The 13,980-nt window shown below is 64.6% G+C and carries 12 protein-coding genes and 1 pseudogene; 4 read left to right on the forward strand and 9 right to left on the reverse strand.

The genetic code is table 11. The annotated features are described in order from the left end of the window. The 5 genes and pseudogenes from QTI17_RS33320 to QTI17_RS33340 form a co-directional block, all read right to left on the reverse strand. Positions 1 to 222, reverse strand: a pseudogene (locus QTI17_RS33320) (sugar ABC transporter substrate-binding protein); the annotation flags it as partial. 173 nt (positions 223 to 395) lie between these two features. Continuing rightward, entirely contained in the window at positions 396 to 1,874 is a 1,479-nt protein-coding gene (gene nhaC / locus QTI17_RS33325; protein WP_286538345.1) for a Na+/H+ antiporter NhaC, read from the reverse strand. A 34-nt stretch (positions 1,875 to 1,908) separates the two neighbouring features. After that, complete coding sequence (gene arcA / locus QTI17_RS33330) at positions 1,909 to 3,165, reverse strand: arginine deiminase (protein ID WP_286538347.1); 1,257 nt, start codon at positions 3,163 to 3,165, stop codon at positions 1,909 to 1,911. Positions 3,166 to 3,199: 34 nt separating this feature from the next. Then, positions 3,200 to 4,624, reverse strand: coding sequence for a basic amino acid/polyamine antiporter (locus tag QTI17_RS33335; protein WP_286538348.1), 1,425 nt, complete (start codon positions 4,622 to 4,624; stop codon positions 3,200 to 3,202). 114 nt (positions 4,625 to 4,738) lie between these two features. Further along, complete coding sequence (locus QTI17_RS33340) at positions 4,739 to 5,992, reverse strand: tetratricopeptide repeat protein (RefSeq protein WP_286538350.1); 1,254 nt, start codon at positions 5,990 to 5,992, stop codon at positions 4,739 to 4,741. A gap of 334 nt (positions 5,993 to 6,326) precedes the next feature. On the opposite strand from QTI17_RS33340, the gene QTI17_RS33345 reads away from it, so the two are divergent. Then, complete coding sequence (locus QTI17_RS33345; protein WP_286538352.1) at positions 6,327 to 6,740, forward strand: hypothetical protein; 414 nt, start codon at positions 6,327 to 6,329, stop codon at positions 6,738 to 6,740. Positions 6,741 to 6,870: 130 nt separating this feature from the next. Here the strand turns inward: QTI17_RS33345 and QTI17_RS33350 are convergent, their stop codons facing one another. From QTI17_RS33350 to QTI17_RS33360, 4 genes are all read right to left on the reverse strand, one after another. After that, the gene (locus tag QTI17_RS33350) at positions 6,871 to 7,338 is read right to left on the reverse strand and encodes a LexA family protein (protein ID WP_286538354.1); all 468 of its coding nucleotides are present in this window, start codon (positions 7,336 to 7,338) and stop codon (positions 6,871 to 6,873) included. After that, entirely contained in the window at positions 7,323 to 7,478 is a 156-nt protein-coding gene (locus QTI17_RS35180) for a helix-turn-helix domain-containing protein (RefSeq protein ID WP_353506753.1), read from the reverse strand. The genes QTI17_RS33350 and QTI17_RS35180 overlap by 16 nt, the downstream gene beginning before the upstream one ends. A gap of 89 nt (positions 7,479 to 7,567) precedes the next feature. Next, positions 7,568 to 8,056 carry a DNA-directed RNA polymerase subunit alpha C-terminal domain-containing protein gene (locus tag QTI17_RS33355; RefSeq protein WP_286538355.1) on the reverse strand — a complete coding sequence of 163 codons (489 nt, stop codon included), beginning with the start codon at positions 8,054 to 8,056 and terminating at the stop codon, positions 7,568 to 7,570. A 181-nt stretch (positions 8,057 to 8,237) separates the two neighbouring features. Further along, a complete protein-coding gene (locus QTI17_RS33360; protein WP_286538357.1) occupies positions 8,238 to 9,158 on the reverse strand; it encodes a LysR family transcriptional regulator in 921 nt (306 codons plus the stop codon). An 89-nt stretch (positions 9,159 to 9,247) separates the two neighbouring features. On the opposite strand from QTI17_RS33360, the gene QTI17_RS33365 reads away from it, so the two are divergent. The 3 genes from QTI17_RS33365 (at position 9,248) to QTI17_RS33375 (ending at position 13,958) form a co-directional block, all read left to right on the forward strand. Next, positions 9,248 to 10,639 (forward strand): aminotransferase family protein, encoded by a 1,392-nt coding sequence (locus QTI17_RS33365; RefSeq protein ID WP_286538360.1) that lies wholly within the window; start codon positions 9,248 to 9,250, stop codon positions 10,637 to 10,639. Positions 10,640 to 10,716: 77 nt separating this feature from the next. Further along, positions 10,717 to 11,694 (forward strand): Bug family tripartite tricarboxylate transporter substrate binding protein, encoded by a 978-nt coding sequence (locus tag QTI17_RS33370; protein ID WP_286538363.1) that lies wholly within the window; start codon positions 10,717 to 10,719, stop codon positions 11,692 to 11,694. Next, positions 11,691 to 13,958, forward strand: a complete 2,268-nt coding sequence (locus tag QTI17_RS33375; RefSeq protein ID WP_286538364.1) for a LamG domain-containing protein — start codon at positions 11,691 to 11,693, stop codon at positions 13,956 to 13,958. The genes QTI17_RS33370 and QTI17_RS33375 overlap by 4 nt, the downstream gene beginning before the upstream one ends. Positions 13,959 to 13,980: the final 22 nt, after the last annotated feature.

The raw sequence follows: 13,980 nt of genomic DNA on the forward strand, positions 1-13,980 counted from the left end.
CGCCACCTGGCCGGCGTTGTCGCCGTCGGTCTTGCCGGCGCCCGACAGCAGCTTGGCGCCCTTGGTCTTGGCCTCGGCCGTGGCGCCTTCCTTCATCTTGACGAAGAAGGGATTGGTCTCGGTCTTGGTGATCAGGCCGATCACGGGCTCGGCGGCCTGGGCGGGGAACTGGGCGGCCAGCGCGGCGGAGGTCAGGGCGGCGGCGAGGGTGAGCTTGAGCATCGGGTTGTCTCCTGTTTGCCAAAAAGTATTGAGGACGGGCAACAGAGTTTGGAACCCCTTAGTTAATAAATCAAGTGGATTGATTAATGGAAAACCCGGGGGTTTGGTCACGGGGTATTTCAGGGAGGGGCGAGGCCTTGAGCCGCCGGGCTGTCGAGTCCGCCTGGGCGTCTTCACTCTTGTGTCGATCGCGTCTTGCTCGACGCCAAGTGTGGCGCGGAAACACGCGGCATGCGGATGCCGCAATAGGCCATGACGATGGCGATGATCGGGCTCGCGATGCAGAAGATCGCAAAGGGCGCGTAGCTGAACGTGGCGACGCCAAGGGTGGCTGCCATGTAGGCGCCGCAACTGTTCCACGGGATGAGAGCGGATGTGGGTGTCGCTACGTCACCGATCGTGCGTGACAGCACGACCGGAGCGAGGCCGCGTGCTTCGAAGGCACTCTTGAAGGACCGCCCCGGCAGCATCACGGCCATGTACTGATCGGCGGTGGCAATGGCGGTGCCGATGATGGCGGCTGCGAGTGCGGCGACCAATGCCCCGGCGCTCTTCGCCCGCGCGAGGATGGGAGTCGTCAGTCGCTCCAGGACTCCACACTTCTCGACGACCCCGCCGAAGGCGAGAGCGGTGATGATGAGCCAGATCGTGCTCATCATGCTTTCCATTCCGCCGCGGGTAACGAGGAGGTCGATGGTCGGGACGCCGGTCGAGGATTTGTAGCCGCTCGCCAGCGCCAGCCACATGCCCTTGAGCATCGCGAGTACGCTCGGAATGCCTTCTCGCGGCTGGGCGAAGGCAATGACGCGTTCTGGCGCGGTGAAGGCCGCGAGCCCGGCGGCAACGAGCGCACCGATGAAGATCGACGTAAAGGCCGGAACCTTGCACAGGGCAAGCACGATCACGGTTGCGAGCGGGATGAAGAGGAGCAGCGAGATGTTGAAGGTGCTCTTGAGCAAAGCCATCTTCTGGCTCGCGTCGAACTCACCCGGACGGCCGAGCTGGTAGAAGACAAGCAACGAGATGACGAGCGCCACCAGCGAAGTCAGCAAGGTCTCTCGAATGTGCTTGTACAGATCGACGCCCGCCGCGGCAGCGGCAAGGTTGGCCGAGTCCGAAAGCGGTGATGACTTGTCACCGAAGTACGCGCCCGAGACGACGGCCCCTGCCGTGATGGCAGCATTCATGTCCATGTTCTGCGAGATGCCCATGAGGCCGATGCCGATCGTGCCGACCGTCGTCCACGAACTCCCGATGCTGAAGGAGATGAAGCCGCAAATGAGCAGGGCGGTGGCGTAGAAGTAGTTGGGACTGAGCAACTGCAGGCCGTAGTACACCATCGCGGCGATCGTGCCGCTCAGCGCCCAGGTGCCGACCAGCGCGCCGACCGCCAGCAGGATGAAGATGGCGCCAAGGCCCGAACTCACGCTCGCAATGGCCGCGTCCCGCATTTCTTCCAGTGTGAGGCCATGACGCAGACCGATGACGGCAGCCACCATCGTCGCCACCATCAGCGCCACCTGGTTGGGCCCGCCCGCACCCGCATCGCCGAACAGGAAGTAGGAAAGTCCGACCAGAAAAATCAGACTGGCGATCGGAATGATGGCCTCGGTCAGTGATAGCTGTGGCCTTGTCGCTTGTTCCGTCTCCATGGTCGGGTTCCTCCTGAATTCAGCCGGAAACCAGTCAGAAGTCCACCGCGTCCCGAACGATCGGGCAAGTCATGCAATGGCCACCGCCACGACCGCGGCCCAGTTCGGCCCCGACGATGGTCACCACCTCGATGCCCTGCTTGCGCAGCAGCGTGTTGGTGTAGGTGTTGCGATCGTATGCATAAACCACGCCCGGCGAGGCACAGACCAGGTTGGCGCCGCTGTCCCACTGGGTGCGCTCGCGCTGGTAGTCGCTGCCGCCGGCCTCGACCACGCGCAGCTTCTTGAAGCCGAGCGCCTGGGCCACGACGTCGACGAAGGGCTTGTTCTCGGCATGCAGTTCGACGCCGCTCGGATGGCTGCTCGGACGGTACGAGTAGGTGCGCGTCTGGTTCATGAAGTCCGGCGCCAGCAGCACGCAGTCGCGGTCGGCGAAGGTGAACACGGTGTCGAGGTGCATCGCGGCACGGATCTTGGGCATGGCCGCGACGATGACGCGCTCGGCTGCGCCCTTCTTGAACAGCGTGGCCGCCAGCTGGCTGATGGCCTGGCGCGAGGTCCGCTCGCTCATGCCGATCAGCACGTTGCCCTTGCCGATCGGCATCACGTCGCCGCCTTCGAGAGTGGCCAGGCCGTGGTCTTCGGTCGGGTCGCCCCACCAGACGTTGACCTTGCCGGCAAAGTCGGGGTGGAACTTGTAGATCGCGGTGGTGAGGATGGTTTCCTCGTGGCGCGCCGGCCAGTACAGCGGGTTCAGCGTCACGCCGCCATAGATCCAGCAGGTGGTGTCGCGCGTGTAGAGCGTGTTGGGCAGCGGCGGCAGCAGGTATTCGGTGACGCCTGCGGCCTCGCGCACGACCTCCAGCGCCTTGCCGCCGATGGACTCGGGGAAGTCGTTGGTCGACAGCCCGCCGATCAGCGTCTCGGCCAGCTTGCGGTTGTCCAGGCCCTCGAGATAGCTGCGCAGTTCGTCGATGAAGCCGAGTCCGACCTGGTTGGGCACGACCTGGTTGTCGAGGATCCACTTCTTGCCCTCGGGCACCGCCACCGTCTCGGCCAGCAAATTGTGCATCTCGACCACCTCGACGCCGCGGTCGCGCATCTTGGTGACGAAGTCGAAGTGGTCTCGCTTGGCGTTCTCGACCCACAGCACGTCGTCGAAGAGCAGCTGGTCGCAGTTGCTCGGCGTGAGGCGCGAATGGGCCAGGCCCGGGGCGCACACCATCACCTTGCGCAGCTGACCCACTTCGGAGTGGACACCGAATGCGGTGGGTTTTGTCTTTGTTGCCATGACGTTCTCCTGTGTGAGCACCCAGCCGGCGTGGCTAGATGGTGATGTAGCCCGTGGCGATCCAATAGATGCCGATCACGGCGCCGACAACGGCGAGGCCGAAGATGATCCAGTCCGATGCCTTGGTGAACACCGGCAGGTCTTGCTCACGGCGACACCAGAAGTAGAGCGCCGTGCCTGGCGCGTAGAGGACCGCCGACAGGACAATGAATTTCATGCCCCCGGCATAGAGCAGGAAAGCCGTGTAGGCCGTCGCAACGATCGCAATGACGAGATCGCGGGTGCGCTCCTCGGGGCGCACGTCATAGCCTTCTCGACGCTTGGTCAGTTGCAGGCCGTAGCCTGCCACCAGGAGGAAGGGAATCAAGGCCATGGCACTGGTCAGGTTCAGCATCAGCGAGAACGCATCCCGCGACCAGTACGTGGTGATGACGATGAGCTGCACGATGATGTTCGTCGCCCACAGGGCAACGACCGGCACCTTGTTCTTGTTCTCCTTGGCGAAGGCCTTCGGCATGTCCTTGGTTTTCGCCGCGGCGAAGAGCACCTCGGCGCAGATCAGCGACCATGCCAGATACGCCCCCAACACCGAAACGATGAGCCCCAGGCTCACGAAGACCGCGCCCCACGGCCCGACAACGGCCTCGAGAACGGTCGCCATCGACGGCTGGCGCATGATGGCCACGTCGGGCCGCTCCAGTACGGCATAGGGAAGCAATGTGACCAGCACCATGAGCGTGGTCACCACGACGAAGCCGGTGATCGTGGCGGCGCCGACGTCGGAGCGCTTCTTCGCGTAGCGCGAATACACACTCGCGCCTTCGATGCCGAGGAAGACGAACACCGTGACCAGCATGGTCGCGCGAACTTGCTCGAAGATGCCCCCTTCCAATCCTGCCCCATAGAAGTTGAAGCGGAACATGTCCATCTTGAACGCGAAGATCAGGATCACGATGAACACCAGGATCGGGATGACCTTGGCGATCGTGACGACCGTGTTGATGAACGCCGCCTGCTGGACCCCACGCAGGATCATGAAGTGGAAGAGCCAGATGCCGATCGATGCCACCAAGATCGCGACGACCGTGTTGCCATCGCCGAAGATCGGAAAGAACGCACCCAACGTGGACTTGATCAGCACCCAGTACGAGACATTGCCGATGCAGCTGCCGATCCAGTAGCCGAAGGCCGACAGGAAGCCGGGGTAGTCTCCGAAACCGGCCTTGGCATAGGCGAAGACGCCGGCGTCGAGTTCGGGTTTGCGTTCCGCGAGCGACTGGAAGACCCGCGCGAGCATGTACATGCCGGTGCCGGCAATGAGCCACGCGATGACAGCGCCGAATGGACCCGTGGCGTTGGCGAAGGTGCGCGGCAACGAGAAAATGCCTGCGCCGACCATGCCCCCGACGACCATCGCGGTGAGTTGCATCCGTGACATCTTTTGTTCGGTCGAAGCCATGCTGTCTCCTTGTTGTTCGCGTGAACTCAACGATCTGGTCGCCTTTGCTTCTTCAGGACACCATGCAGGGTCATCGTTGCGACCGAGACGGCATGGAGAGCGGCGGCCGCGGGCTCAGAACGCCTTGCGCACATTGATCCACACTTCGGTCGAGCTGTAGTTGGCCCCGATCGAATTGCTCTGGTCCCGGATCCAGAGAATCTCCGGGCGCAGCGTCCAGGTCGGCACGAACTCCCAGACCAGGTAGGCGCCGACTTCGTAGAGGTTGTCCCGGCGCCGCAGGACGATGGAGTTGTCGAGGGTATCGGGATGAAAGTGGATGTTGTCCGAAGCGAACATGTCACGCTCCCACCATACGAAGCCGCCCCAGCCAAGCTTCTTGTTCACGGTGAAGTCCAACGCGGCAGTGGCACCGAAAACGTTGGAATCGCCATCGGGCCGGCTGGTTGCATAGTTTCGCCCGGCATGGCCCGTCAATGAAAAGCTGCCCTTGCCTTCCATGAACGAATTGACCCATCCCGCCGACACGAGGGCAGTGGTCCGACTCCGGTCGCGCTCCGGGCCCTCCGGATACCGGCGCCGGCGAATGTCCGCGCCTACCGTGAACTGGTTGTCCGGGTTGTAGCGCATGCGATAGTCCGTGAAGATCGAGACATCGTTGCGGTAGTTGCCGTCGCCCCTGTAACTGGTTCGGCCCCTGAAGCCCGCCGCGAGGTTGTTCTCGCCCAATGCCTTGCTGCCGGCGAGGGTCCAGCGAAGATCCGAATCACTCCTGCTGTCGGAGTTGTCGTAGTAGCGGTAGCGATAGTCGAGCGTCGCATCGATCGCGTAGCCATTCTGCAGTGCGTAGTTCGCGCCGCCGCCGGCTCGCGCGTTGTAGAAGGTGTCGCTGCGGTCGCCGCCGCCGAAAGTCCTCGTGCCGACGGTCTCGTTGACACGGTAATTGCCGATGCCGGTTTCCGCATAGCCGAATCCCGTCAGCGACCTGCCCTGGTCGAGCGACTGCCGCGCCGCCTGGTCGTAGATCTCGACCTGCGACAGCACGTCGGGCGGCAGGTTGTCGAAGCGCAGCACCGTCTCGAACTCGATCTTCGCCTCGGCGTACTGTCCGAGCGCGAAGTAGGCTCGCCCGAGTGCGAGATGCGCAGAGACGTCGTCCGGTCGGATAGCGAGACTGCGTTCGAACAGCGCCTTGGCCTCTTCGGCGCGCTGGGTGCCCAATGCGGCACGGCCGAGCAGGTAAGTGAAGGTGGCGTCGTTCGAGTTGGTCGGTTCGAAGGGTGCGAGCAACTCGTAGGCTTCCTGATACTTGCCATTGCGGATCAACTGATCGGCACGGGGGGCATCAGGATCAGCGGCGACGGCCAAGTTTGCAGCCAGCACGCATGTCGTGAGCAAAATTGTCCGGGCTGCTGTTCGCCAATACGAACGAAGTCGGACGCGAGATCTGCGACACGCAGAAGGTCGAGTGATACCCATCCTTGGTCTCCTCTTATCGCTACTCGAGCCCTGGTTGACGAGCCATGTTCCAGGGCAACCTGCATGGGACTTCGAGTTCAGTTCTCTTGTTGGCGGCATTAAGCATCCGTTTTGGCAACTGGCGCAACGCGGACAAACTGTTTGCAGTTGGCGCTGTTTGCCCTCAGACTCTTTGCGAAATTCGGCCGTCCGATGAGTCGTGCTCCATGAACCAGCCTTCTCCTTGGATTTCGATAGCAGTTCTATCAAAGAGGAGCGCTTTATGGACAAGCCTTTTCGTTCGATGGTGAGAGCGGTGCTGGCGGTCGCTGCGCTAGCGGGTTCAGTCAATGCCTCGATTGCTGCGACCGACAGTGCTCTTGAGCGATGCAGCGATCCGCGGGTGGACCGCACCGCTTGCCTGCGCGAGGCGGCGGCGGCGCAGGATGCAAAACAGCGGGGCAAGCTCAACAGCCCTGGGGGCTACGACGAAAACGCGCTGAAGCGCTGCAATCGCCAACCTGAGGGAGCCGCTCGCGACGCGTGTGTCAAGCGTGTGACGGGCGCCGGAACTACCCACGTGACCGGCAGCGTCAAGGGTGGCGGAAAGCTGCGCACCACCGAGATGCCCGTCCCCGCGTCCACACCTTCCAAGTGAGACGATCCAAGCAAAAAGAGAACGCGATGAAGATCATGGCGGGGCCACGTCTGACAAAGGGAAGCTGATAGAAAAAATAGCAGTGCATGCCAAATCTATCAAAATCACGCCGCTGTCGGGGGCGATCAGGCTATCGAAAACGCTTGGTGAATTCCCGAACGACGCCGATGACGCGGGCCCCGTTCAGCGGTTTGATGGGGTAGCGGCTGTTCAACGGCTTGAGGTACAAATCGCCCCCGTCCTTGACCAGCTGCTTGAACGTGGTCTCGTTGGACTGGTTCAGGGCGATGACGTAGTCGCCTGGCTCGGCGGCCATCTCCGGTTCGACAACCAGGATCGACCCTTCCGGAAACGAGTCTCCGATCTCGCTGACCATGCTGTCGCCGTGCACGCGCAGTGCATAGGTGTGGCGCTTGATCGGCACGCTCACCGGCACGGTCTCGAATTGCTGGCGCGGCTTGAAGTTGTCGATGACGGTGTAGTTCCCCGCCTCGACCGATGAGACCAATGGGACCTCAGCACGCACGTCCAAGCCTCGCCCGCCGGCTGACACCCCCGACACGAGTTCTGCCACCGAGATGCCTAGCAGGTCGGCCACGCGTGCCTGATTGGGGCGGTACCGCCTGGTTTTTCCCATTGCTGTACGGCGCCACGGCTTACCCCCAGCGTGTCAGCAAACTGCTGCTCGCTCATGCCGAGGCGCTTGCGTCCTTCTCGAATCAGGTTGTGGCTGCTCACAGCCCAAGGTTAGGCGCTGTTGAGGATAGAAATTAATTCAATGATAGCGTTTCTGTCCAAGAAACCAAGCGCCGGAAGGGAGACCGAATTCAAAGTTTCTGGCGAGGAGGCGTGATGCTGACGGTCCTGGATCCTTCGAACGTGGTCGCTTGGCCCATGGGATTCGGAAGAAAGTCCAGCCCGATGCGAGTGAGCGCTTCGCGCAGGCGATTGACGGTCTTCGCACCGATGGCTTCCGTCGTCATGAGCTCTTGCTCGCTGATGGCTGACAGGTCCTCGACGCAGAAGATGTGGAGTTCGGATAGAGCGTCACGGGCCCTGGCCCGCACAGGGAGTTCTTCGACGGGAGTCTGTGGACTCAGCCTGGCAGGCGAGGAAAGACGCTGGGGACCTCGGGGCCGCCATTCGAACGACCGAAACTCCAGCTTCTTCTCCTCGGAAATTCGTGCTTCGCGTCGGGCCGCCGCATGCTCGCGCTTTGCATCGTGGATTGCAACCCGCAACTGGGCAAGACACGCGAGCAGTTCGTCGTCAGGCAACTGCGCCAAGTCACCCACAGAACAAATAGTGCGAGACATAGTCACTCCTATGTACCTTCGAACGACGTTCGCGAGTCGCGACGCCTGCTGATTGAAAATCCAATCTCATCAGCATGTCGAGAGCGGTTGCATCTTGAAAAGCCTAAACTTATTCCAGGATGTAGCAACGATAGAACACAGTTCGCGGCGATAGAGGTTCTTTCGGCCAGATGGTGAGAGTTCAGGCCGACTGAAAGCCGCGCATGTCCTTGATCCTTCGCTCCAATGCGGCAATGAATGCCGTCACCCGCGCGGGTCGATGCAAGCCCGGCGGCAGGGCGACATAGATGCCGACCGGCTCGAGCCAGAGACGTGGCAGCACGCGCTTGAGTCGTCCGGATTCGAGATCGGCCTCGCACATCCACGGGGCCGCCGCGCCGATGCCGGCGCCGTTGAGGATCGCCCGGTAGCTGGACAGCAGGCTGTCCGTGCGCAGTGGCGTGTCGATGGAGACCGTCTGCGAGCGCCCGGCGGCATCCCGCAGACGCACCGAACCATGGAAGTAGGGCACCAGCCCCACGCACGGCAACGTGGGCAAGGTGGCCGGGGTCACGCGACCGATGCGACGCAGCAGCGCAGGATGGGCCACCAGGATCCTCTCCATGCGCCCCAGTGGCCTGCTCACCAGACCTGGATCGTGCACCTCGCCGACGCAAACCCAGCATTCCGCGCCGGTGGCAACGAGATCCACCACCCGATCGGTCAAGGTCAGTTCCACGCGAAGCTGCGGCCAGGCGGCACACAGGTCCGTCACCGCATCCGTCAGGAAGCCCGTTCCATAGCCCGAGGGCCCGATCACTCGCAACGTGCCTTCGGGCCGGCTGCGGCCGCCGGAAATCCGCTCGGACAGGCTGGCCCAGCCATCGGACAAGGCCCGGGCCTCGGCCATCAACAGGCGCCCCTCATCGGTCAAGGAAAAGCTCGCGGTCGTTCTCAGTGCGAGCTTGCAACCCAATAGACGCTCGAGTTCGATCAGGCGCCGGCTGGCGGTCGGTTGGGTGATGCCGAGCAATCGAGCCGCCTTGCTCAGCGAGCCGGTCTCGGCCACGCGAAGAAAGGTGGCCAGCAGATCGAGGCGGTCATGAGCGAGCTTCATGCGCATAGCGTATAGGACTTCATCCTTCCATGCTGCTTCTCTTTAGCTCGGGAGCTCCGTATCGTTGCGCCATGAATACTCACGCCAGCGCCCCCGTGACCCCCGCTTCCCCGCGCCTGCTCGGCGACACTGCGCAAGGCGGCTCCGTCCTTGCCTTCTACAGCCCCAAGGGCTCGCCACGGCCGCCGCGCATCGATCGGGGCGAAGGCGTCTACCTCTGGGACGCCGACGGCAAGCGCTATCTGGATGCCACCGCCGGCGCCGTGGTCGCCAACATCGGCCATGGAAACCCGCATGTGCTCGCGGCCATGAAGGAGCAGGCCGCGCGCGTGAGCTTCGCGTACCCGCGCTTCTTCGAAAGCGAACACAACATCGCGCTGGCCGACCGTGTCTGCGCGCTGGCCGGCGAGGGATTCGACCGCGCCTTCTTCATCTCGGGCGGCTCCGAGGCCAACGAGTCGGCCCTCAAGCTGGCGCGGCAGTATGCGGTGGTCAGCGGGCAGGCCAGTCGCTGGAAGGTGATTTCGCGCAACCCCAGCTACCACGGCTCGACCCTCGGCGCGCTCGCCGTGACCGGCGACGCGCACACCCAGTCGATCTACGGGCCGATGATCAAGTCGATGCCCAAGGTGTCGGCTCCGATGTCCTACCGGATCCCCGACGGCCACACCCAGGAGAGCCACGCCATGGCGTGCGCCGAGGAGCTGGCCCGGACGATCGAGCGCGAGGGGCCGGAATCCATCCTCGCTTTCATCATCGAACCCATCGGGGGCCTGTCTACCGGCGCCGTGGTGTCGTCGTCGGCCTACTTCGAGCGCGTGCGACAGATCTGCGACCGCCATGGGGTGCTGCTGATCTATGACGAGATCATGAGCGGCGCCGGCCGCACCGGAGAGTTCCTGGCCGCGCACCACTGGCGTGCCGCGCGACCCGACATGGTCACGTTGGCCAAGGGGCTGGCCGCCGGCTACACGCCGCTGGGCTGCCTGCTGGCGCCCAACCGTATCGTCGATGCTGTGGCAGGTCAGGGCGGCTTCGTGCACGGACACACCTACTTCACGAACCCGCTTTCCTGCGCCGTCGCCAATGCAGTGATGGACGAAGTCGAACGTCTCGACCTCGTGACCCGCGCCCGTGAGCGCGGCGAGAGCCTGCGCCGGCGGCTGGAGGCGCTGGCCGAGCGATCGCCGCTGGTGGGCGACGTACGCGGCCTCGGGTTGCTCAGTGCGATCGAACTGGTCGCCGACAAGGCCACGCGGCGCGCGCTGCCGCCGGCATTCAACGCGCCTTCGAAACTCACGGCGCACGGATTGCGCCACGGCATCGCCCTGTACAACCGCCGAGCCAACCTGGGCGCCTTCGGCGACTTCCAGATGATCACGCCGCCGCTGACCATCAGCGAGTCCGAGCTCGACGAGCTGGTCGAAAAGCTCGAGCGGACGCTCACCGACCTGGCGGATGAAGTGACGCGTTCCAAGCTCGCCTGAATCGCGCGTGCGTAGCGCGTTGCTTCGACCGCCCAAGCCCTTTCTCCCCTCCTGCAAGTCTTTCGAAAGATGCCCCCATGAAGCTGCCCGTTCTGTTTCGCCTGTCACTCGCCTGCGCGAGCCTCGCCTTCGCCTGCACGGCTCCCGCGCAGGTGCCCACCTCCAAGGGCGCGCTGCGGCTGATCGTCGGCTATCCGGCCGGCGGTTCGGCCGACGTGCAGGCCCGCACGCTGGCCGACAAGCTGGCTGCGGAACTGGGCGTGCCGGTGGTGGTGGAGAACCGCACCGGCGCGGGTGGCCAGATCGCTGCCGACTACGTGCGCGCCGCGCCAGCGGACGGTCTCACCGTGCTGCTCGCCAACATGCACATGATGGTGATGTTGCCGCTGACCTCGAAGTCGGTGCACTACGACCCGGTGAAGGACTTCCAGGCTGTCGGTCGCATCGCCACCTTCTACGAAGGCCTCGCCGTGCCCGCCGCCCTGCCGGTGCGCGATGTCCGCGAATGGCTCGCATTGGCCAACAACGACAAGTCGAAAGCGACCTACGGCGTCCCGGCGGCCGGCAGCGTGGCGCAGTTCATCGGCTACCGCCTCGGCAGCGACGCCAAGGTGGAGCTGACCTCAGTGCCTTATCGTGGCGCAGCCCCCCTGGTCCAGGACCTCCTGGGCAACCAGGTGGCCGCCGGCATCACTCCGATCGCCGATCTCGTGCAATACCAGCAGGCAGGCAAGCTCAAGGTGATCGCGGTGAACGGGGCCAAGCGCGCCGCGCTGCTGCCGGATGTGCCGACGCTCAAGGAGCTGGGTCAACCGCATTTCGACAATCTCGAATGGACGGGTCTGTTCGCGCCCGCCGGCACACCGCGCGCGACGATCGCGCAACTCCATGCTGCGCTCGGCAAGGCCCTGGTCCTTCCGGAGGTGCAGCAACGCCTGGCCAAGCTCAGCAGCGATGCGAATCCGAGCACGCCCGATGAGCTGACGAACCTCATCGCGGATGACCTCAAGCGCTGGGGGCCGGTGGTCAAGGCGTCGGGCTTCACCGCAGAATGAGCCGATCGATCCCGCCGCACCGCCCGCTGGTCGTGCCGGGCGTGCATGGCTACACCCGCTCGAAGACCGTGCACGCCGGCGAGCCGATCGACATCCACATCAGCAGCGACCGGCCCTACCACCTGTCGGTGTGCCGCCTGGGCCCGGACCCGGACAGTCGACGCGAAGACACCGTGGTGGCGGACCTCGGGGCGTCGCCCGCCCGCGTCCAGCCCATCCATCCCGGCTCCTACATCCATGTCGAAAGGGGCCTGCCGGCGGCGCTGCCGCTGTCGGGACTGACGCTGGAATGCTGGGTCATGCCCTGGCGATCCACGGGCGAGCGACAGGCCTTGATCACGCAATACGATGCGCCCGGGCATTGCGGCTTCGGTCTGTTCATCGAGGCCGACGGCGCGCTGGCGCTGTACCTGGGCGATGGCGGCCTGCAAAGCGAGAACGGCCTGCACGTGGCGCAGGGGCTGGCCACCAGGAGATGGCAGCATGTCGTTGCGACCTGGGATGGTCGGTCGGCGGCCTTGTGGATCGATGGTGCGTGCGCCGGACATTGGCCACGCAGCGGCCCGGTCTGCCCCGGCGCCGCGCCACTGCGCCTGGGGGCGGCCGGACACGCCCACGGCGTCGAAGCTCTGGCGGATGTGGATCTGGCCCTGCCGGTGATCTACGAACGCGCGCTGTCGGGCGATGAAATCGCCGCTCGGGCCGCCCAGCGTGCGCTGCGGCTGCCGGTCGATCCGGCCGTGCGCGCCTGCTGGCCCTTGCGCGAAGGGCGCGGCAACGCCGTCGTCGACACCAGTGGCCACCAGCGCGCGGGTCGCATCGTCAACCATGGGACCTGGATGGTGCGAGGGCCGGCCTTCGATGACGCGGCGGACGAAGCCCAGGACGCGTTCGATCCTCATGGGCAACGACAGGGCTTGCGCCTCGCCAGCGACGATCTCTACGACTGCCGCTGGACAGCCACGCACAGCCTGACATTGCCGTCCGACGCGCGTCCCGGTCTGCATGTCGCGCGCCTGCGATTCGATTGGGAAGGACAAGAGGCCGTCTACGACATCACGTTCCTGGTCAAGCGCCCCGCAGGCGCTCGACCTGCGCCGCTGCTGGTGCTTTGCGCCATGAGCAGCTGGCTGGCCTACGCCGCCACGCCCTTCGCGCGCAACCAGGTGGAAGACCCCGTGTGGCCGCGCCGTTCGACCGGCCTGCCCAACAGCCATCCGCAGGCGCCCGCATTCTGCAGCTACACCTACCATCAGGCCGGCCAGCCGAGCTACTTCACCGGGCTGCGCATGCCATGGCCCAACGCGAGCCCGGCGGCGCTCTACGATCCGGTCGGCAGCGGCTTCTCGCAATGGACGCGCCTGGAGCGCCGACTGCATGCATGGCTCGAACGCGAGGGCTACGAATTCGATCTGCTGGCCGATCTCGACGTGCATGCCGACCCCGACCTGCTGGCGGCCTACCGCACGGTTGTCGTCAATGGCCACAGCGAATACTGGTCCACGCCGGTGGTCGATGGCTTCGATGCCCTGCTGCGGCGTGGCGGCCAGGCCCTGGTTCTCTCAGGCAACACGATGTACCTGCGGGTCAGTTTCGATGACGACATGGGCGTCATGGAGCAGCGCAAGAACGACGCGCGCGGCGCCGATCCCGCGGAGGCCGGATCGCGGCCGCCGGCCGGCCCTTTCGGCGAGGAGTTCCACAGCCAGGACTGGGCGCGCGGCGGCCAGTTGCGCGCCGTGGGCCGCTCGGCCGCCAGCATCATCGGCCTGGAGACCGCGGGATGGGGCTTCGCCGACGCGGAGGATTTCGGCGTCTACCACGTGGCCGAGCCCGAGCATCCACTGTTCAACCATCCGCACCGCCTGGGGCTCGAACGCGGGCAGACCTTCGGCCATGCACCCGGCGGCGGACTGCCCCGCGCCATCGGGCACGAATGGGACCTGAGCGCCGCGACACTGACGCGGATGACCCTCGACACGCCGCCTGGCGTCACGCTGCCCGAGCCGCCGACCGGCCTGAGCGTCGTTGCGCAGGGCATCCGCCGTGTCCCGGGCGCCTTGGACACCTACCTCGACTGGCATTCGCGCGTCACGGACTCGCTCGAAGGTCTGTCGGCGGAGATGATCTACTGGGAACGGCCCCAGGGCGGTCGTGTGTTCCATGCCGGTGCGGTCGGTGCTGCATGGGTCGTGGGTCGAGATCCTGTGTTCGACGGTCTGTTGCGCAACGTCCTGCATCACTTCGGATGCGATCCCCTGTAAGGTTCCATTCTTGAGTTCCGTT

This window comes from Variovorax sp. J31P179 (assembly GCF_030316985.1).
GTDB classification, from domain to species: Bacteria; Pseudomonadota; Gammaproteobacteria; order Burkholderiales; family Burkholderiaceae_C; genus Variovorax; species Variovorax ginsengisoli_B.

Excerpts from the sequence above, each read along its gene's own strand:
- nhaC (WP_286538345.1), bottom strand. The coding sequence starts at position 1,874 with ATGGAGACGGAACAAGCGACAAGGCCACAGCTATCACTGACCGAGGCC.
- arcA (WP_286538347.1), bottom strand. The coding sequence starts at position 3,165 with ATGGCAACAAAGACAAAACCCACCGCATTCGGTGTCCACTCCGAAGTG.
- QTI17_RS33335 (WP_286538348.1), bottom strand. The coding sequence starts at position 4,624 with ATGGCTTCGACCGAACAAAAGATGTCACGGATGCAACTCACCGCGATG.
- QTI17_RS33355 (WP_286538355.1), bottom strand. The coding sequence starts at position 8,056 with ATGTCTCGCACTATTTGTTCTGTGGGTGACTTGGCGCAGTTGCCTGAC.
- QTI17_RS33360 (WP_286538357.1), bottom strand. The coding sequence starts at position 9,158 with ATGCGCATGAAGCTCGCTCATGACCGCCTCGATCTGCTGGCCACCTTT.
- QTI17_RS33370 (WP_286538363.1), top strand. The coding sequence starts at position 10,717 with ATGAAGCTGCCCGTTCTGTTTCGCCTGTCACTCGCCTGCGCGAGCCTC.
- QTI17_RS33375 (WP_286538364.1), top strand. The coding sequence starts at position 11,691 with ATGAGCCGATCGATCCCGCCGCACCGCCCGCTGGTCGTGCCGGGCGTG.